This is a genomic window from Sphingobacterium athyrii, assembly GCF_003071065.1.
Classification (GTDB): domain Bacteria; phylum Bacteroidota; class Bacteroidia; order Sphingobacteriales; family Sphingobacteriaceae; genus Sphingobacterium; species Sphingobacterium athyrii.
Map to the genome: position 1 here is coordinate 539009 of NZ_QCXX01000003.1, position 18879 is coordinate 557887.

At 41.1% G+C, this 18879-nt stretch carries 16 protein-coding genes and 1 tRNA gene; 9 read left to right on the plus strand and 8 right to left on the minus strand.

The window, feature by feature from the left end; all coding sequences use genetic code 11:
- Positions 1 to 86 precede the first annotated feature (86 nt).
- The 5 genes from treY to DCO56_RS12980 all read left to right on the plus strand — a co-directional run bounded on the left by treY (position 87) and on the right by DCO56_RS12980 (position 11336).
- On the plus strand, positions 87 to 4316 hold the full coding sequence (gene treY / locus DCO56_RS12960) for a malto-oligosyltrehalose synthase (protein WP_108634189.1): 4230 nt from the start codon (positions 87 to 89) through the stop codon (positions 4314 to 4316).
- 6 nt (positions 4317 to 4322) lie between these two features.
- Entirely contained in the window at positions 4323 to 6440 is a 2118-nt protein-coding gene (gene glgX, locus DCO56_RS12965; RefSeq protein WP_108634190.1) for a glycogen debranching protein GlgX, read from the plus strand.
- A gap of 25 nt (positions 6441 to 6465) precedes the next feature.
- Positions 6466 to 8283 (plus strand): malto-oligosyltrehalose trehalohydrolase, encoded by a 1818-nt coding sequence (gene treZ / locus DCO56_RS12970; RefSeq protein WP_108634191.1) that lies wholly within the window; start codon positions 6466 to 6468, stop codon positions 8281 to 8283.
- Between the two features lie 297 nt (positions 8284 to 8580).
- Positions 8581 to 9129 carry a YciE/YciF ferroxidase family protein gene (locus DCO56_RS12975; protein WP_108634192.1) on the plus strand — a complete coding sequence of 183 codons (549 nt, stop codon included), beginning with the start codon at positions 8581 to 8583 and terminating at the stop codon, positions 9127 to 9129.
- Between the two features lie 17 nt (positions 9130 to 9146).
- Complete coding sequence (locus DCO56_RS12980) at positions 9147 to 11336, plus strand: catalase (protein ID WP_108634193.1); 2190 nt, start codon at positions 9147 to 9149, stop codon at positions 11334 to 11336.
- A gap of 55 nt (positions 11337 to 11391) precedes the next feature.
- Here the strand turns inward: DCO56_RS12980 and DCO56_RS12985 are convergent, their stop codons facing one another.
- From DCO56_RS12985 to DCO56_RS13000, 4 genes are all read right to left on the minus strand, one after another.
- Positions 11392 to 11880 carry an ankyrin repeat domain-containing protein gene (locus DCO56_RS12985; protein ID WP_108634194.1) on the minus strand — a complete coding sequence of 163 codons (489 nt, stop codon included), beginning with the start codon at positions 11878 to 11880 and terminating at the stop codon, positions 11392 to 11394.
- Positions 11881 to 12022: 142 nt separating this feature from the next.
- Entirely contained in the window at positions 12023 to 12541 is a 519-nt protein-coding gene (locus DCO56_RS12990) for a YciE/YciF ferroxidase family protein (protein ID WP_108634195.1), read from the minus strand.
- Positions 12542 to 12613: 72 nt separating this feature from the next.
- Positions 12614 to 13342, minus strand: coding sequence for a DUF72 domain-containing protein (locus tag DCO56_RS12995; protein ID WP_108634196.1), 729 nt, complete (start codon positions 13340 to 13342; stop codon positions 12614 to 12616).
- A 145-nt stretch (positions 13343 to 13487) separates the two neighbouring features.
- Positions 13488 to 13561: transfer RNA gene (locus tag DCO56_RS13000), tRNA-His, on the minus strand.
- Between the two features lie 201 nt (positions 13562 to 13762).
- Between DCO56_RS13000 and DCO56_RS13005 the strand changes: the two genes are divergently transcribed.
- Entirely contained in the window at positions 13763 to 14323 is a 561-nt protein-coding gene (locus tag DCO56_RS13005) for a DUF4230 domain-containing protein (protein ID WP_108634197.1), read from the plus strand.
- Positions 14324 to 14469: 146 nt separating this feature from the next.
- Here the strand turns inward: DCO56_RS13005 and DCO56_RS13010 are convergent, their stop codons facing one another.
- Positions 14470 to 14685, minus strand: a complete 216-nt coding sequence (locus DCO56_RS13010; protein ID WP_108634198.1) for a hypothetical protein — start codon at positions 14683 to 14685, stop codon at positions 14470 to 14472.
- A 233-nt stretch (positions 14686 to 14918) separates the two neighbouring features.
- On the opposite strand from DCO56_RS13010, the gene DCO56_RS13015 reads away from it, so the two are divergent.
- Positions 14919 to 15575 (plus strand): response regulator transcription factor, encoded by a 657-nt coding sequence (locus DCO56_RS13015; protein WP_108634199.1) that lies wholly within the window; start codon positions 14919 to 14921, stop codon positions 15573 to 15575.
- A gap of 14 nt (positions 15576 to 15589) precedes the next feature.
- Entirely contained in the window at positions 15590 to 15793 is a 204-nt protein-coding gene (locus DCO56_RS13020; protein WP_108634200.1) for a hypothetical protein, read from the plus strand.
- Between the two features lie 39 nt (positions 15794 to 15832).
- Here the strand turns inward: DCO56_RS13020 and DCO56_RS13025 are convergent, their stop codons facing one another.
- Both DCO56_RS13025 and DCO56_RS13030 read right to left on the minus strand, forming a co-directional pair.
- Positions 15833 to 16081, minus strand: coding sequence for a Rho termination factor N-terminal domain-containing protein (locus tag DCO56_RS13025; protein WP_108634201.1), 249 nt, complete (start codon positions 16079 to 16081; stop codon positions 15833 to 15835).
- A 107-nt stretch (positions 16082 to 16188) separates the two neighbouring features.
- Complete coding sequence (locus tag DCO56_RS13030; protein ID WP_108634202.1) at positions 16189 to 16728, minus strand: type 1 glutamine amidotransferase domain-containing protein; 540 nt, start codon at positions 16726 to 16728, stop codon at positions 16189 to 16191.
- 128 nt (positions 16729 to 16856) lie between these two features.
- Here DCO56_RS13030 and DCO56_RS13035 point away from each other — a divergent pair, with 128 nt between their 5' ends.
- The gene (locus DCO56_RS13035; protein WP_108634203.1) at positions 16857 to 17861 is read left to right on the plus strand and encodes a glycosyltransferase family 9 protein; all 1005 of its coding nucleotides are present in this window, start codon (positions 16857 to 16859) and stop codon (positions 17859 to 17861) included.
- Here DCO56_RS13035 and DCO56_RS13040 read toward each other — a convergent pair.
- On the minus strand, positions 17779 to 18879 hold the full coding sequence (locus DCO56_RS13040; protein ID WP_108634204.1) for a glycosyltransferase family 9 protein: 1101 nt from the start codon (positions 18877 to 18879) through the stop codon (positions 17779 to 17781). The two genes, DCO56_RS13035 and DCO56_RS13040, sit on opposite strands and share 83 nt — an antisense overlap.

The window sequence follows — 18879 nt, forward strand, 5'->3', positions numbered from 1 at the left end:
TTTACCAAATTGTGATTTCATATTTTGTGTATTAAATTTTTTGAAGACAGACAGAACTAATTTTATCGAGCAGCGTTCTGATGTAAATGAAATCAATCAACACCATGCACACAAAAGGACTTAGAACGATATGCCCGCATACTTTACCACATACAACCTATAGAATCCAATTTCATAAAGATTTTAATTTTAATGCCTTAGAATCTATCCTACCATATTTGCATGAATTGGGCGTGGATACGATTTATGCATCTCCGATCCTACGCTCAACACTGGGAAGTATGCATGGTTACGATGGTACAGATATGCAACAGATTGATCCTGAACTCGGGACTGTCGCTGATCTAAGACGGATTCGAAAGCAGCTCAATCTGTACGGTATAAAATGGTTGCAGGACATTGTGCCTAATCACATGGCCTTTCACCCAGACAACGCTTGGTTAATGGATCTACTCGAGTTTGGTCCCTCCTCGACTCATGCTAGTTTTTTTGACACCTGCTTTGTCGGAAATATGTTTGAACCTGGGAAATTAATCGTCCCTATACTGGCAAAGGAAGTACATGAGGCTATCGATGACGGCGAAATAACGATAGCATTGGTAGAAAGAAGATTATATTTAAAGTATTTTGACAATTGCTATCCATTAAGCCCAGAGTCATATTGTACCGTCCTAGAAGACCAACTCAGAAAAGTAAAAAATGATTTTAGCGGATTTTTGGTTCGAGTAAATACCGCACAAGCGAACGGAAATCAGCAAGAGTGGCAAACAATTCGTGACGAAATACTTGCTGATATTTCTGATATTGACCTCCAAAATTATTTAAACAATGTAAATAATATAAAATATAAACTCAAAGAACTTATTGAAACACAGTTTTATGAACTTTGTCCCTGGTGGACTACTAATCGTCGTATAAATTACCGCCGTTTTTTTACAGTTAACGGATTAATCTGCATTAATGTCCAACATCCGGAGGTGTTCCGGGAGACACATCGGTTTATCAAAGAACTTATTGAAGAAAAGCTAATTGATGGGTTGCGAATTGACCATATAGATGGGTTATACAGCCCCAATCAGTACTTGAAGGATCTGCGTGACTATATTGGACCTGATATTTATATCGTGGTGGAGAAAATATTGGAAAGGAATGAAGATCTACCTCAAATATGGCCAATACAGGGCACCACAGGATACGAATTCCTGTCGGCCTGCAACAATCTAATAACCTGCGCGAAAGAAAAGAAACAATTTAATTTTTATTATAATCAGCTAACAGGAAATAAGCGTCCCCTTAAAAAGCAACAATTAAATAAAAAAATGCAGATCCTTACCAAGTATATGCAAGGTGATGTTGATAACCTCGTCAATTTGCTTGTTCGATTAATGGACGATAGTATCGGCGTGGATCGCCAACATTTAACGGCTGTGCTGCAAACTTTCTTGGCAAACTTTCCAATATACAGAATTTACGATGAAAACTTTCCTTTATCAGCAGCAAGTTATCGAATGATTGTAAATCTCTTTGAACTATTAAAAAAAGACCAGAGCTTAAATAAGCAGGCTATAGAACAGTTTTTCTGTCTTTTCAGCGACGCGCAAGAAGGAAGGAATCCAACTAGAATCCCAGAAACAATTCGGTTATTAAAACGTTGTATGCAATTTGCCGGGCCGGCCATGGCCAAAGGGGTAGAGGACACGTTGATGTATACCTACAACCGGTTTATAGGCCATAATGAGGTGGGAGATCACCCGGGTAATTTTGGTATTAGCATTAAAAACTTTCATAGGCTGATGCAAAAAAGGCAAACGCAATGGCCACTCTCACTCAATACGACGGCGACACATGATACAAAGCGCGGAGACGACACACGCAGTCGTTTAGCTGTGCTCACAGCAATGCCCAATAAATGGGTTAAGCAGGTACAAATATGGCAGGATATCGTCTGGAATGAATATCGAGGTGATCTCCCACATCCCAATGACGAATATTTTATTTATCAGGCGTTATTAGGATCTTATCCACTTGGCTCTCAAGAGAACGCCCAGGACAGTGAATTTGAAACGCGTTTTTTGGATTACCTGATCAAATATCTCCGTGAAGGAAAAGAACGTTCTAGTTGGGAAGAACCGAATGAATCTTATGAATCTGCGGTGCGCAATTTCGCAGGTTTTCTCCTTAATAAAGAACGCCCTTTTTTCACGAGCTTCTACCAATTTTTGCAGCGTATTTCTGATTTTGGAATAATCAACTCTTTAGCTCAGCAGTTACTTAAATTTACTTGTCCTGGAGTGCCTGATATCTATCAGGGGACTGAACTATGGAACCATAGCTTTGTGGATCCAGATAACCGCCGCGCAGTAGATTATCGACGTTGTAAAGAACTCCTGGCCCAAATAGCAAAAATTCCCGAGAACGTGATAATTAAAACATTGTGGCGCGAAAGGTACGATGGAAAAATCAAACTTTGGATGGTCAACAAGCTAGTGAAGCTGCGCAAAACTCATCCTGCGTTATCGTTTAGTAGCAGCTATATAAAGCTTAAAGTAAAAGGTGCTTATAAAAAAAACATCTTGTCTTTTGCACGTAAATACGGGGATGATTGGCTCGTGATCGTCATTCCGCTGCACCTTGCCGAACTCGGAAAATTTTCACAATTTATTCCGGGCAGCTTTGCATGGGAGGATACGCGTATATTATTGCCGACCAACCGTCCTTTAAAATGGGAGCATTTACTTTCTAATGCTGAAGGCGAAGAAATTGAAATCGGCATTGACAAGTTATTCAGCGATTTGCCCTTGGCAATTATACAATATAAAAACGAGCCTAAAAAAAGGAGCGCAGGCATATTAATGCACATTAGTTCATTGCCCTCTCCATATGGCATCGGTGACCTGGGCAAGGAGGCCCGACGCTTTGTCCGCCGACTGCAGGCAAGTGGACAGTCCTGGTGGCAAATGCTTCCGCTGGGTCCAACCGCAGAGACCCAATGTCACTCTCCTTATAGTACACTGAGTGCATGGGCTGGAAATCCTCTATTTATTGACCTAGAAGGGCTTGCCAAAGTAGACTTATTAACGGAAGAGGAATTGCACGCCGTAAAAAGGCCCTATTCCACCGAAATTAATTTTCAGGAGGTAAGCTCGATTAAATATAGACTGTTGAAAATGGCGTATAGTCGATCCTCGGTTGAGGAAGAAACGGCTTTTGTAACGTTTTGCAACGATGAATCCAACTGGTTGGAGGATTTTGCTTGCTTCATGTTATTAAAGGAAAAACATGATAATCTTCCGTGGTATAAATGGCCCGAGAAATATAAATTGAGAGATAAAGATGCACTCAATATGCTTAAGAGCGAACATAACGCTGATATCCAAATGATAAAATGGTGGCAGTATGTATTCTATCATCAGTGGCAAGAGTTGCATCATTATTGTGGGGATCATGGTATTAGACTATTGGGCGATATTCCTTTTTACGTGAGCTATGATTCAGCAGATGTGTGGGCGAATCCACAATTTTTCACACTTGATCAAGCTGGCAACATGACCAAAACCGCCGGCGTACCCCCGGACTATTTCAATGATCAGGGTCAGCTTTGGCGTATGCCTATATATCAATGGGAAGTACTCAAAAGAGATGACTACAGGTGGTGGGTAGCCCGTCTGCGACATAATTGTAAATTATTCGATCAGTCTCGATTAGATCATTTCCGCGCCTTTTCTAGCTTCTGGCAGGTGCCTGCAGAGGAGCAGAGCGCAAAACATGGTGCATGGTCACCGGGGCCTGGGGCAGATTTTTTTGAGCATATAAAGAACGAACTAGGACATATGCCATTTGTCGCTGAAGATCTTGGGGACGTGGATTCGGCGGTTTATGCATTGAGGGATCAATTTGGGATACCAGGGATGAAAGTACTACAATTTGCTTTTGGGGAAGACATGCCCCGCTCGCCACATATTCCGCATCAATACGGTCAGAACTTTGTCGCTTATACAGGCACTCATGACAACAACACGTTGCTCTCCTGGTATAGCCAAGATGTTGATCAGTCTACAAGAAATAGAATAGATCACTTTGTAGGGACGTCTATTGATCCTTCAAACATTAATAAGTCATTTATGCGTCTCTTGTATGCTTCTATCGCCGATACAGTCATCATTCCGATGCAGGATATTTTGGAACTAGATGGTTCATGCCGGATGAATAAACCCGCAAGTACCGCAGGAAATTGGCTGTGGCGTATGAAAAAGCAAGCATTTCAAAAAAACGTTCAAAAACAATTATGGCAATACACGCAATTATATAATAGATAATACACAATGGAACCAAAAATTTATACTGGAACACCTTACCCGCTCGGCGCTACATTTGATGGACAAGGGGTTAATTTCGCCTTGTTTTCTGAACATGCTGAAAGTGTAGAACTCTGTTTATACAACGATACCGACGAGGAAGTTGAAGTCCTAAAAATCAAAATAAAAGAAAAAACACATCAGGTATGGCATATCTATCTAAATGGAATAAAACCCGGACAACGTTATGACTATCGTGTACATGGACCTTACCGTCCTCAAGAGGGGCATCGGTTCAATGCGAACAAATTACTCATTGATCCTTATGCTAAGGCAATTTCTGGTACAGTGCAATGGAATGACGCGCTCTTCGGCTATCGTATTGGAGCGCCAGAAGCGGATCTTAGTTTTGATGACGCAAACAGCGCTGCATATGTACCCAAGTCAGTTGTGGTCGATAATCGATTCGATTGGGGAGAAGACCAACCGATGCGCATACCTATGCATCGCAGTGTTATCTATGAAGTCCATGTGAAAGGTTTTACTGCCTTGCACCCCGATATCCCGGAAAACATACGAGGAACTTATGCTGCTATGGGTCATCCAGTTACTATTGCTTACCTCAAAGAATTAGGAGTCACTGCTGTTGAATTATTGCCCGTTCACCATTTTTTAAGCGATCGCCACCTCATCGATAAGGGGCTTACTAATTATTGGGGATATAACTCAATTGGCTTCTTTGCACCTGATATACGCTATGCTTCAGGTGGGACTCAGGGTGATCAAGTGACCGAATTCAAAACGATGGTCAAATCTCTGCATGCAGCAGGAATCGAAGTAATCCTAGATGTAGTATATAATCATACTGGCGAAGGAAATGAAATGGGGCCAACACTCTCATTTCGGGGTATTGATAACGCATCCTATTATCGCTTGACAGAAGACGGCCGTTATTATATGGATTTTACGGGAACGGGAAACACGTTGAATGCACGTCAACCAAATGTATTGCGAATGATCATGGATAGCTTGCGTTATTGGATCCAGGAAATGCATGTGGATGGATTTCGTTTTGACCTAGCATCGGCGTTAGCGCGGGAACTTCATGATGTCGACAAATTAAGTTCCTTTTTTGATGTAATTCATCAAGATCCAATAATTTCGCAGGTAAAATTGATCGCTGAGCCTTGGGATATTGGCGAAGGAGGTTATCAAGTGGGGGAATTCCCTCCGGGATGGGCGGAATGGAACGGAAAATATCGTGACTGTATGCGTGATTTTTGGATTGGTGCTGACAGCATGATTGGAGAATTTGCCAACCGACTGACCGGATCGTCCGATCTTTATCAGGGCGACAACCGGAGACCATCGGCTAGTGTTAACTTTATCACAGCCCATGATGGTTTTACCCTTCAGGATCTTGTCTCTTACAACGACAAACATAACGAAGCTAATGGTGAAGATAACAATGATGGGGAAAGCCACAACCGTTCATGGAACTGTGGTGCAGAAGGTCCGACCGACAACATTGAGATCAGCCACTTGAGAGCAAAACAAAAACGGAACTTGCTCACCACATTATTCTTATCTCAAGGTGTGCCTATGCTGCTTGCAGGCGATGAATTTGGGCGAACACAACAGGGAAACAATAATGCCTACTGTCAAGATAATTCGATTTCTTGGCTTGACTGGAAAAACATGGATAGTTCATTGCTGACTTTTACCAAAAGCCTTATCGCATTTCGAAGAGAGCATCCCAGTTTGTGCCGGCGGAAATGGTTTCAAGGATTACCCATAAGGGGTACTGGTGTTGAAGATATCGTATGGTTTCTTCCTGATGCTACTGAAATGGATGATTTCCATTGGGAAGATGATTTTGCACGTTCCTTAGCTGTTTTTTTAAACGGCGAAGGGATAAGATCAGTAAGTCAAGATGGAACAAAAATAACAGACCATCATTTTTATCTCCTTTTCAATGCCTATTGGGAAGACGTCGAATATCAGCTCCCTGATCAACGCTATGGTACGAGCTGGATTAAAGTTATCGATACAAACTTGGATACAATATCCGAGCATGCTATCTTCGAGGCAAACAGTAGAGTTAGTGTTCCCTCGCGTTCAATTTTGGTACTCATGTCAAGTTAGGAAACAGCAGATTTAGTTCAACATTATGCAGAAAACTGGAGTTACACAGCTCGGGGTACGCTGGGAGGGGGACTTGGCGCAGATACGAGTATGGGCGCCAAACGCAAAGACAGTAAATTGCGAGTTAAGCAAAACGTACCATTCATTGCCGCTCGAAAAACAAGAATATGGTTATTGGTATACCGAAAGTCGGTTGCCACAACGGGGAGATTACTATAAAATCATCATAGATGGGGTCCCATATCCCGATCCAACATCGCGATCCCAGCCAGAGGGCGTGCATGGGCCATCTGCTATGGTTGATCTCGCTTATCCCTGGACCGATCAAAGATATGTGCCGCCATTGCAACGTGATTTAATCATTTATGAATTACACGTAGGGACATTTAGCACAAATCACAATTTCGCAGGTATAATTGAAAAAATACCCTATTTAAAAGATCTGGGGGTAAATGCGATCGAAATTATGCCTATAGGGCAATTTCCAGGTGAAAGAAATTGGGGTTACGATGGTGTTTTCCCTTTTGCGGTGCAGCATTCTTATGGAGGAGCCCATGAATTGCAGCGACTGGTGGATGCATGTCACCACGCAGATATTGCGGTCATTTTGGATGTTGTGTATAATCATTTTGGACCTGAAGGAAACTATCTCTCTTATTTCGGACCGTATTTGACAGATAAGTATCATACTCCATGGGGCCAAGCTATTAATTATGACGATCAATTCAATCATGGGATTCGTGATTTTGTAATGTCAAATGTACGGATGTGGTTTGAAGATTTTCATATCGATGGCCTACGCATGGATGCGGTACATGCAATAAGAGACTTTGGTCCTATACACATTCTTCAAGATATACGCAAGGAAGTGAATGCAATTATCAATAGCACTAGAAAACAAAGATACTTATTTGTTGAATGCGATCTTAATGACCGTAGATTTCTAGATCCTCTAGAAAAGAATGGATTTGCAATGGATGCACAATGGCTAGACGAGTTTCATCATGCTTTGCGGGTAACAGTAGGTGAAGAAAGAAAAGGCTATTATAAAGAATTCGAAGGGATAACTCATCTTGCCAAAGCCTACGAGCAGGCTTACGTATTTGACGGTTGCTACTCTAGTCATCGTCAAAAGTTCTTTGGTACTGATGCCAAAGGCATCTCGGGAAATAAATTTATTGTATTTAGTCAGAATCACGATCAGGTAGGTAACCGCATGCTAGGTGAGCGAAGCGCCTCGCTCTATAGCGATGAAAAAATAAGATTAATGGCTTTGGCAGTGTTCCTATCGCCGTATATTCCCTTGTTGTTTATGGGAGAGGAATGGGGAACTAAAAAGCCCTTTCAGTATTTCGTCAGCCATAGTGAGCCTGAATTGGTGGAAATGGTGAGAGCGGGAAGGAAAAGTGAATTTGCTGATTTCCAAGGAGAAGGACAGTTTCCAGATCCACAGGATCTAGCTACATTCGAACGTTCAATATTGGACTGGAGCGAACAGCATCATATTTCCAACCAACAGCATTTGGCTTACTACAGGGATTTAATCGCACTTCGTAAAACCCATCCCGCCTGGAGTAACATCCAGCGCGAAGACTTAACAGTTGACTGCTTGCCAACACAGAATACCTTGATTTTACGTGCCGGAAATGGTGCGGCCAGGCTCCTGGCAATTATGAATTTCTCGAATGAAATACAGCATATTTCTATCAATGAACACCAAAAATGGCAGTTAGTGTGGGACACGGGAGATGCGAATAACCATAAGTATGAGCTGGGATCTGGTCTGTTGACCAAAACGTGCTCAATACCCGCCCTGAGTGGACTCGTTTTTTCGACAATATGATCCTATTAAATGTAGTTCAAATGAATGGAAACTCAAAAAGGTTAAAAAGTGAAATGATACAAACTAAGTCCTTTCATAGATTGTACTTAACCAAAGACTGCTTGTCCCAGTCGTGAAGAAAGTTTTTTAAAAGCTAGGTTCCTTTCCAACCTAGCTTTTTATTTTATACATTAAGTGTATTAGCCTACAAATTTATTTTACGAATATTCTGCTTATTTATATAAAAAACAAACGATTTGTACTATGGACTAGTTCATAAAATAAACTTAAGTTATTTACATTTCTAAACATTGAATTATGAAACATGAAAGCGGAACTACCGCTAAGTTCAAAACTAAGACACTTTTAAATGGAGAATCGTCATTGCAAGAGCTGTTTTTGGATGGGATTATGGATTTGTATTGGGCAGAAAACCATTTGGTCAAATCTCTTCCAAAAACGATAAAAGCTGCAAATTCGTCAGCTTTGATAACTGCTATCGAAAATCATCTCAAGGAAACCGAGCAGCATTTTGTGCGATTGGAGCAGATCTTCAAGCTAATGGGTAAGGAAGCCTTGGAAAAGAAATGCGATGCGATGGAAGGATTGACCAAAGAAGCAGAGGAGATAATAGGAAGTACCGAGGCCGGCACTGTGGCCCGCGATGTGGGCATAATCTTAGCTTCGCAAAAAGTAGAGCATTACGAAATTGCAAGCTATAGTGGATTACTTCAGCTCGCCTTTACACTAGGTTTGCAAGAAGTCGCCTCGCTATTGGAACGGACCCTGGAAGAAGAAGAAGCCGCTGATGCATTGCTGTATGAGGTCGCAGAAAACCAAATCGAATACACTGCTCCAGAACAATAAATTTTAATCTTATTACAATGAAAAAGAGAGACACACAAGTTAAAATGGTTAAACAGCCAGAAAATGAGAAAATTAAATCATTAAATCAACATATATCCGATGCTAGTGGTGAACTAATGACAACAGATCAGGGAGTTAAAATCAATGATGATCAGAACTCACTACGTGGCGGTGACCGGGGCGCTACATTATTAGAGGATTTTATTCTGCGTGAAAAGATTACTCACTTCGACCACGAACGTATCCCCGAACGTGTAGTACATGCAAGGGGATCTGGCGCACATGGTGTATTTAAATTGTACAAACCATTAGGTGAGCTTACAAAAGCGGCCTTCCTGAATGATACAGAAACGGAAACGCCGGTGTTCGTACGCTTTTCAACTGTCGCTGGATCTAGAGGGTCTACGGATCTAGCGCGTGACGTACGTGGATTTGCTGTAAAGTTCTATACACAGGAAGGTAATTTCGATCTGGTCGGGAATAATATGCCCGTTTTTTTTATACAGGATGCAATGAAATTTCCAGATTTGGTACACGCAGTAAAACCTGAGCCTGATAATGAAATTCCGCAGGCGGCATCCGCACACGACACTTTTTGGGACTTTATTTCACTAATGCCTGAATCTACCCACATGATAATGTGGCTCATGAGTGACCGCGCTATTCCGCGCAGTTACCGTATGATGGAAGGATTTGGAGTCCATACTTTCCGATTTATCAATAAAAAGGGGGAAGCACATTTTGTGAAGTTTCATTGGAAACCACTATTGGGCGTGCATTCCGTCGCATGGGATGAAGCGCAAAACATTTCTGGAAAAGATCCCGATTTTCATCGACGCGATCTTTGGGATGCCATTGAATGTGGTGCATTTCCGGAATATGAATTGGGTGTGCAGATTATCCCTGAAGCTGACGAATTTAAGTTTGATTTTGATTTATTGGACTCAACTAAAATTATTCCAGAGGAACTAGTTCCCGTTCAAAGAATCGGTAAAATGACGCTTAACCGAAATCCAGATAATTTTTTTGCTGAGACTGAACAAGCTGCTTTCCATATTGGGAATGTTGTTCCTGGTATTGACTTCACAAATGACCCCTTACTGCAAGGTCGTTTGTTTTCCTACACAGATACTCAATTGATTCGATTGGGTGGTCCTAATTTCCATGAGATTCCAATTAATCGTCCGATCAATTCTTCCTATAATAACCAACGTGATGGATTTATGCGACAACGAATCGATCGCGGTAAAACGAGCTACGGTCCGAATTCACTTGGAAACAATGATCCAGCACAGGTGAAAGAAGCTGAAGGCGGATTCACCAGCTACCAAGAACGCATTGATGCACGAAAAGTCCGCGCTAGAAGTGATAGCTTCCGCGATCACTTTAGCCAGGCTAGATTATTTTTTCACAGCCAGTCGGAACCCGAAAAAAACCATATTATCGATGCTTTTAGCTTTGAACTTGGTAAGGTTAAGGCGGTAGCAATAAGACAACGGATGGTCGGCATCTTATCCTTAGTGGATAAAGGGCTCGCGGCTGAAGTTGCTTTTGCTTTGGGGATTGAAGTACCACAACAGCTCGAAAAGCCGATTAACCGCAGCATCCCTGCTGACGGTGATCCTTCAGATTATGAACCCATCCAAGTTGAAGGAAAGTTAAAAAAATCAGATGCGCTGAGTATGATGAATACGACTAAAGAGAGTATTTTAAGTCGAAAAGTAGCTGTGCTCGCTGCCGACGGTGTGAATGCGGCCACCCTACAGGTAGTCCGTGATGCCATACTGGCTGCTGGCGGAATAGTCCATGTAATTGCGCCAAAACTGGGCGAAATAATTGCATCGGACAATACCGCTATTCCTGTGGAAGAGAGTTTTTTGACAGGGGCCTCTGTACTTTATGATGCTGTGTATGTACCAGGTGGTAAAAATAGTGTGGCCACTCTGGAAGCGGAAGCAAATGCTGTTCATTTTTTGAATGAAGCTTTTAAGCACTGTAAAGCTATCGGAGCTGATACTGAGGCGAGTCAAGTGTTGGAAGCCACCTATTTCTTTGATAAATTACCTGAAGAGTTTTCAGAAGAAACTGTACTATCTGAAGGAGTTGTCATCGCGGAGAAACCGTCCGAACTAGCAGACAAATTTATCAAAGCGATTGCACAGCATAGATTCTGGGAACGCGAAAAACCTAGACAGGTGCCCGCTTAGAATTACTGAAATCTCAAAAAATTAAAGGAAAGCCTGGCAATAGCCGGGCTTTCCTTTAGTTCATATATTGTTCGCTTTGAAGCAGTGATATTGCTGCTTCGTTGCCCTGTTGTGCTGCTAAGTCCACAACGGAGAGTCCACGACTATCGACCAATGTTCTATTTGCACCGCTTTCGAGTAAAAGTTTTAAAACGTCATTTCTACCAAACATCGCTGCAAACATTAGGGCGGTACCACCATTTCCATGTTGCAGATTCAAGTCAGCACCATGGAGAATTAATAATTCGGCAATATCCTTGTACCCTTTGAAGGCGACACCCATTAATGCCGTATTACCGCCGCTGTCCTGTGCATTAACATCAGCGCCAGCTTGAAGCAAAAGCTTTGCTGCTGCAAGCTGATTGTTGTAACAGGCAATATTCAAAGGTGTATACCCCTTCACGTCACGTGAATTCAAATCTACGTTTTGTCGGATGAGCTCCTGTAACACTTCAAGGTTGCCCAACCGGGCAGCGTGAATCATGACTTCTGTCGTTTGTATCATAAATAATTTTTTTAAGAGATTAGGTTACAAAGTCTTACTCGTGGATCATCTAAATATGGTCGATTACTCCAGACCGATGGCATTAGGTGGCAGGGTTTGCAATTTTAAAATAGAATGCCCGAGGATTCGGGCATTTCTAATACTATGATGCAGATTCATTTACACCTGACATCGCAATTTCTGTCAGAAGACTATCAGTCTGTTTTTCCTCGTCTAAAGTTTGCTGAAGTAATTGCTCGGCCTCACTATGTTCCATAAGTTTTGCATAGGTCACCAAACAACCATAACTGGCAATTTCATAATGCTCTACCTTTTGTGCGGCCGAAATAAGTGCAGCATCCAACGCTGGGTCACCTTCAAAGCTCTCAACGATTTCGTCAGCTTCTTCAAGAAGACCTTCCATAGCTTTGCATTTTTTACCACGTGCGCTCATTTCCATCGATGTAAATACTCCTTTCAGGCGCTCAATGTGACCTTCAGTTTGGCTATAATGTTGCTCAAATGCTTGTTTTAACTCGTAGCTTTCAGCTGCCTTACTCAGCTTTTTCAAGCCTTTCAAAAGTTGTTTCTCTGCCCCGAGCATATCCTTTAACTCGTCTATAAATAATTCATGTAAATGCGCATTTGGCATCTGTTGATTGTTTTGCTTTGATGTTGCCATAATTTTGATTTTTTTATAAGAAGAACAGCAGTGGAAATGTGATGGTTTGAATGTTTTTTAAAAGTTTTGCGATTATTTCAATATCTTCATTAATGTCTGCCCATTATGCGGCGCGTAGCCGTTTTGATCATTATCAAAATAGAAATAAATATCCTTTCCTTCGTCTTGCCAATAAGTACATTTTTCTACCCAACTGATCAAATTATTTTTTGTATAGCTGCCTTGATATTTATTTCCTGGACCATGCAAACGTATGTAAACAAAGTCTGCCGTGGTAATAACTGGATTCTGGTACCCGGCGAGATCATAAATGCAATAAGCACAATTATAATGTTCAAGTAGCTTATAAACTTCCGGAATGTTCCAACTAGAATCGCGAAACTCAAACACAAATCTATGGTCGGTAGGTAACATCTCAAGAAAGTTATAAAGCCTTTCGGTATTAACATGCCATCTTGGCGGCAATTGAAATAGGATAGGACCCAGCTTTTCTTTCAAATGGGCTGCCCGTTGCATAAATTGATCAATCGTATCGTGATCAACATGCAATTTCTTTACATGTGTGATGAAACGGCTGGCTTTTACAGCAAATATAAAATCCTCTGGCACTTGTTGATACCAATTGATAAACATATCGTCAGTGGGGAGCCTGTAAAAGGAATTATTGATTTCAACCGTCGGAAAAATGTCGGAAAAATACCTCAATTGATTATCATTTTTCAACTTTGCTGGATAGAATGTTTGTTTCCAATGCTTATAATGCCAACCAGATGTCCCTATATATATCTTTGCATTCTTCATATTATTTTGGATAAAACCTACACCAAAAGAACAGCGACATGGACCGAATGGTTGACAAAATTTAGGGGATGCTACAGGCGCTTATAAAAACAACGAATAGCCTAAAACGTAAAAAAGGCAAACCATTCTACTGATCTGCCTTTTGGGTAAGTAATCGGGCTCGAACCGACGACCCCTAGAACCACAATCTAGTGCTCTAACCAACTGAGCTATACCTACCGTGATTTTGATGTCACAAAAGTAGTACTATAGGCCATATCTTCCAAATGTTTTTTAAACTTTTTGATTAACCGATTGTCTATCAAATGGTATATTTTTGCCGAGCGATATTAGAAAGTAGTATAAGATAGTGTTCGTACAACATTTTCGGTCCAAATATCTATAATTGCAGCTTGGTCTATTATTTGTATTATAATATTTATGGGAAAATTTTTAAAATTTTTATTGATCGTGGCCGTTTTGGCAGTAGGGGCTTGGTTTGTCTATCAAAAATACAACAGCGGGCCTAAAGTAGAAAGCAAGCACCAGCTGCTGGTCGATCGCATTGAAGCGATGGGTAAATTGGAGCTTGTTAAATATCGTTACAGTGATGTTGTTGAACATAAAAACATCAATACTTTTTTGCCTACAGCAAGCGTATTACTCATTGTCAAGGCAGATGCTGTAGGTTGTGTAAACTTGACTAAACTGACGCCTGAGGATATTAAGGTAATAGGAGATTCTGTTTCCATCAAATTGCCGGCGCCAGAAATATGTTATATTAAGATTGACCATGAGGCATCAAAGGTTTATGATACCAAAATGGCATTTCTTAGAGAGGCTGAACTGGTTGATGAAGCCTATAAAACTGCTGAAAAAGCGGTAGCAGACGATGTGAAAAAATCGGATATTCTGCAACAGACCAAAGCAAATGCGACCACGGTCTTTAAACCTTTATTACAAGGATTGGGATTTTCAAAAATCAACCTGACATTTGAATAAATTCATTGGTAGGTGGGCACAATAAAAAAGCTAGACACTCAGGTGTCTAGCTTCCTACAATAAATCTATCTCCGGCCGTCTCCCGACGGGAGAGCACATAATTATGCTATTATCACAGGATGAACAACAATCAAAACCATATCGTTTTATTTTTTTGAAGATGTGTCTGGTTGAGGTGTAGGAGGAATATCACCTCGCGATTCACTTGAATTTGTATCTCTATATTGGATTGTTGTCGTGTCATTTGGTACCGAATCCCGCATTAATTCATTTGATTTTTGCTCATTGGTTTTACCATTACATCCATACATTGCCATTAAAATGGATGTTATCACCATAAGGGTTTTCACTGTCTTCTTCATAAGCTAATCTTTTGTTTAAATTTTCTAACAGGGTTTAAATCCTGTCATTGTCTTTAATAGAACAGTTTCGACTTAAGAGTCGTTTAACTTTTTAATTTTAGTTTTTTTAATTACCTATTTAACAATAGACCATCTTGACGCCCACTGTTAACGATATTGTTTTGTAAAAAACTTTTTACAGTTTACTTATGTTCCTATTAGTATAGACAATAAGTTCATGTAAATTAGAAATTATGATACAGTTAATGCTTGTGGACGACCATCATTTAGTGAGAAATGGTTTTCGATTAATTTTGGAATCTCAAAAAGATATGGCTGTATTGGCTGATGTCGAGAGTGCAGAGGGGGCTTTGGATATGTTGGCACAAAATATTCTACCGGATATCATTTTAACGGACGTTAAAATGGAAGAAATGAATGGCATTACATTCATAGGACGTCTCAAGGAAAAATATTCGCAAATCAAAGTGCTTGCCCTTTCGATGATGAATGATATACAGACTGTTTTTGAAGTGTTACGTGCTGGTGGAGACGGTTATCTCGTCAAAGACAGTTCCGCTGATGAGGTAGTCTTTGGAATCCGCCAGATTGCGAACGGAGAAAAATATCTCAGTGTTTCATTAGGTCTTTCCTGTATAGAGAATTACAGACTATACATAGAAAATAATCCGGATAAACGTATTATAATGACTAAATATGATATCTCAGAACGGGAATTGGCCGTACTTGAATTGATTTCAGAAGGTTATACCAATGCCGAGATCGCTGATCGTATATTTTTAAGTAAACGTACAGTGGAAGGGCATCGGCAGCGCTTGATCGAAAAAACGAGAACAAGAAATACAGCTGAATTGGTCAGATTCGGTTTTCATAATATGCTCTTACATTAATAAATTAAATAATTATGGCGACAAAAAATGAAAATAGATTGGTCGGAAAAGAAATGGAGAAAAAGAAAAAAGTTAAACTTGGCACTGATGGTGAAGTGCTAAAAGATGTAGGTCATAAGGATAGGGGTGATGCTGAAGCAGGTGTGGATCCACAGGTTGACCAACTCAATGATATGCCAAATGATCCCACAGACCGGCCCAAAGAGAAAAGGAAATAAAGAAAGTCGCTTTAGTAGGCGACTTTCTTTATTTCCTTTCTAGTTTTTCCCTTGCTTTTCAATAGCCTTGATCAGCTCATCCTTGGTCATATCATGTCGGCCAGTGATTTCGAGTTTTTTGGCCATTTGCAAGAGTTCATCTTTTGTTTTACTGGCGTTGCCATTTTCGGTGCTTCGTTGAGTCGATGAACCCTTTGTGTTACTTTTATTCATACTTTTTGCTTTGTCGGTGTTACCATGTGACTGTCCTTTGGATGTGTTACTGGCAGTACGTTTTGCTGTGTTCATAATATTTTGATTTATGTGTTACTTATTAGCTGAACAGCTTCGTGAGTCTAAACGTTGACCGATTTACTACGTGAAGATCGTGTACTTCTACGTTTTTTATAGGAGATCTATGTCCTTGCAAATACATTAATAATTGCTTTATTGAATGCAGGTAAATCTTCAGGTGTGCGACTACTTATCAGTCCCTCGTCAATAACAACCGCGGCATCTTCCCAAATGGCGCCCGCGTTGATTAAATCTATTTTTATCGCTTCTACCGAAGTCATTTTCTTACCTCTGACAAGATCTGCGTTGATTAAAAGCTGAGGACCATGACAGATGGCCGCAATTGGCTTATTACGCTCCCAAAAAGCGTTAATCAATGCTATGGCGGTTTTGTTGGTGCGAAGTTTATCGGGATTGATGACGCCACCAGGTAACAGAAGGGCGTCGTATTTATTTTCCTCGGCCTCCTGAAGCGTGACATCGACAACATACTCTTTAGACCATTCATCACCTTTTTTTGAGCGAACCTTAGTTTTCGAAGGTGATATAATATGCGTTTTGGCACCTGCATTTTCCAATGCTTCTTTCGGACTGCTCAATTCGATTTCTTCAAAACCATCGGCAACCAAGATGGCGATCTTTTTGTCTTTTAATTTTTCCATGTAAAGAAATGTTTTGTTCTTATATTGAACGGTTGTTCTTTATGGAAAGTTTGTATTAATCTCAAATTAAGCTGTAATTCCGCAAACTCTTTCTCCATTAACATTGTCCATTTATAAACCATAATATAATGCATAAAATCGCTGTTTTCCGCGCGCTTCAATTGGGTGACCTGCTTTGTGCAATGCCGGCAATCACCGCATTAAAGTATAATTATCCTGAATCTACGCTATATTTTATTGGCCTTCCGCATATGGAGGCGCTGCTGGAGCGCTTCGATTGCGTGGATGAATTTATACCCTTTCCCGGACATCCAGAGCTGCCGGAAATACCCTGTAATCCATTGGCTTTGGCGGATTTTATGAAAAAAATGCAAGCCGAAAAGTTTGATCTCCTCCTGCAGTTGCAAGGAAATGGTACAATCGTAAATGATTTCTTAAAGAATTTTGGAGCCAAGCGGTTGGTTGGCTTTCGGCCGAGTGGATCACCGGGTGACAGCGACTGGCTAGAATATCCCGATAAGCTGCATGAAGTAGATAGGCATCTGGCACTTATTGATTTCTTGGGGCTCCGGATAACAAATAGGGCCATGGAATATCCTTTATTTAGCTCGGATTGGGCTGACTTCGAAGTAATAAAAAATAGTCTTACTTATCCTTTTGTTATTGTCCATGTTGGAAGTCGGGATACAAAGAGGCAGTGGCCGCTTGAAAAGTTTGTATGCTTAGCCGAGTATCTTCATGACCGGGGGTATCAAATTGTGCTTACAGGTGTCTTGGGAGAGAAGCTACGGATTGCCGAGTTTGAAAACCTGCTGACCTTTGGTGCGCTCAATCTATGTGCTCAGCTAGATTTGGGTGTCCTGGGCTGTCTTGTCCGGCAAGCTTCCTTGGTCATCTGTAATTGCACGGGAATCTCCCATATCGCGGCTGCCTTAGAAACCAGAAGTATTGTGATTAGTATGGATGGCGAACCCGAAAGATGGGGACCCCAGAACAAGCGCCTACATAGAATCTTTGACGCAAAAAAATCCATTCAAATAACCGATATTTTTAGTGCAATTGATTCCCTTCTTGAATTTCAGTTTCCCGTCGGCCGAAACGCAGCAGCAAATCCGAAAATTTCTGAAGAATAGCATCCACTGTAAACGGAGCATGCTCAGCCTGACTATATTGCTGATCGACAAAAATATTGATCGAATTTTTTGACTGTTTGCCAGCACTAACTGGGTATAGAATAAAGGCAGATTCCTGCGACCAAGGGATATGTTGAGGATTTGTTTGCGCATAAAGTACAAGGGTGGGCGTCTTTAAGGCACACGCCATATGAACCAGCCCGGTATTGACTGTGATCACGGCTCTGGCACGCTGGACAAGTGATAGTAGATCTGAGATAGATGTTTTACCGATCAGGTTGATCAATTGCCGTGATTCGATATTTTTTTGGCACGCAGCTAAGTAGTCGTTATCATTCTTACCCACCAGTAGCACCGGATAATCAAGGCCGAGTAACTTTTGTATAAGTTCCTGCGCGATTTCTACTGGGACTCGCCGCTTTTCTTCCGAAACATCATAATTAAGGACGATACAATGGCTTAGTGGGGCTGATAATTCCAAATTCCAGGGGTGATCCGGTAGTTTTAAATCAGGCAACCGATTGGTATGCGATGAGATCCCTAAATGGGTTAAAAGCCCCAGATCTCGTATAATTTGATGCTGCACCTGAAATAGTGGTTCCTGGTCTGGCACCCAATCAGTGAGTAGGGAATAGGGGTTCTCCCGCATATAAGCTGCCCGTTTGGGAATGCCCGCCATATATGCAAGAAAGATAGCTGCCATGGGGTTTTGACTATAAACATTAAAAATCAGGCAGCCGTCAAAATGCAGGGCTTTGATGACGTGAATAAGGGCTTCGGTACTTGCTGCTGAATCTTGATCCGCCAGTTTCATCCAAGGGGCATCGTATTGGATATAGTCATCTATAGTCCCCAGATAGGGTATAATCGGAATGGCCATTTTTGAGGCAAGCAACGTAATTTTGCAGAATGGCATTTGATGTTTTATTTCCTGCAGCGCTGCATTGTTCATAATAAGATCACCCATATTATCGAGGCGAATGACCAACAGGTTTCTACAATCTTTCCACTGTCCCAT

Bases quoted from the DNA above. Each gene is read 5' to 3' on its own strand.
- DCO56_RS13010 (WP_108634198.1), bottom strand. From the start codon at position 14,685: ATGAAGAAGACAGTGAAAACCCTTATGGTGATAACATCCATTTTAATG.
- treZ (WP_108634191.1), top strand. From the start codon at position 6,466: ATGCAGAAAACTGGAGTTACACAGCTCGGGGTACGCTGGGAGGGGGAC.
- DCO56_RS13035 (WP_108634203.1), top strand. From the start codon at position 16,857: ATGCATAAAATCGCTGTTTTCCGCGCGCTTCAATTGGGTGACCTGCTT.
- DCO56_RS12995 (WP_108634196.1), bottom strand. From the start codon at position 13,342: ATGAAGAATGCAAAGATATATATAGGGACATCTGGTTGGCATTATAAG.
- DCO56_RS13025 (WP_108634201.1), bottom strand. From the start codon at position 16,081: ATGAACACAGCAAAACGTACTGCCAGTAACACATCCAAAGGACAGTCA.
- DCO56_RS13015 (WP_108634199.1), top strand. From the start codon at position 14,919: ATGATACAGTTAATGCTTGTGGACGACCATCATTTAGTGAGAAATGGT.
- DCO56_RS13040 (WP_108634204.1), bottom strand. From the start codon at position 18,879: ATGGGACAGTGGAAAGATTGTAGAAACCTGTTGGTCATTCGCCTCGAT.
- DCO56_RS13005 (WP_108634197.1), top strand. From the start codon at position 13,763: ATGGGAAAATTTTTAAAATTTTTATTGATCGTGGCCGTTTTGGCAGTA.
- DCO56_RS12980 (WP_108634193.1), top strand. From the start codon at position 9,147: ATGAAAAAGAGAGACACACAAGTTAAAATGGTTAAACAGCCAGAAAAT.
- treY (WP_108634189.1), top strand. From the start codon at position 87: ATGAAATCAATCAACACCATGCACACAAAAGGACTTAGAACGATATGC.
- DCO56_RS12985 (WP_108634194.1), bottom strand. From the start codon at position 11,880: ATGATACAAACGACAGAAGTCATGATTCACGCTGCCCGGTTGGGCAAC.
- DCO56_RS13030 (WP_108634202.1), bottom strand. From the start codon at position 16,728: ATGGAAAAATTAAAAGACAAAAAGATCGCCATCTTGGTTGCCGATGGT.
- DCO56_RS12975 (WP_108634192.1), top strand. From the start codon at position 8,581: ATGAAACATGAAAGCGGAACTACCGCTAAGTTCAAAACTAAGACACTT.
- DCO56_RS13020 (WP_108634200.1), top strand. From the start codon at position 15,590: ATGGCGACAAAAAATGAAAATAGATTGGTCGGAAAAGAAATGGAGAAA.
- glgX (WP_108634190.1), top strand. From the start codon at position 4,323: ATGGAACCAAAAATTTATACTGGAACACCTTACCCGCTCGGCGCTACA.
- DCO56_RS12990 (WP_108634195.1), bottom strand. From the start codon at position 12,541: ATGGCAACATCAAAGCAAAACAATCAACAGATGCCAAATGCGCATTTA.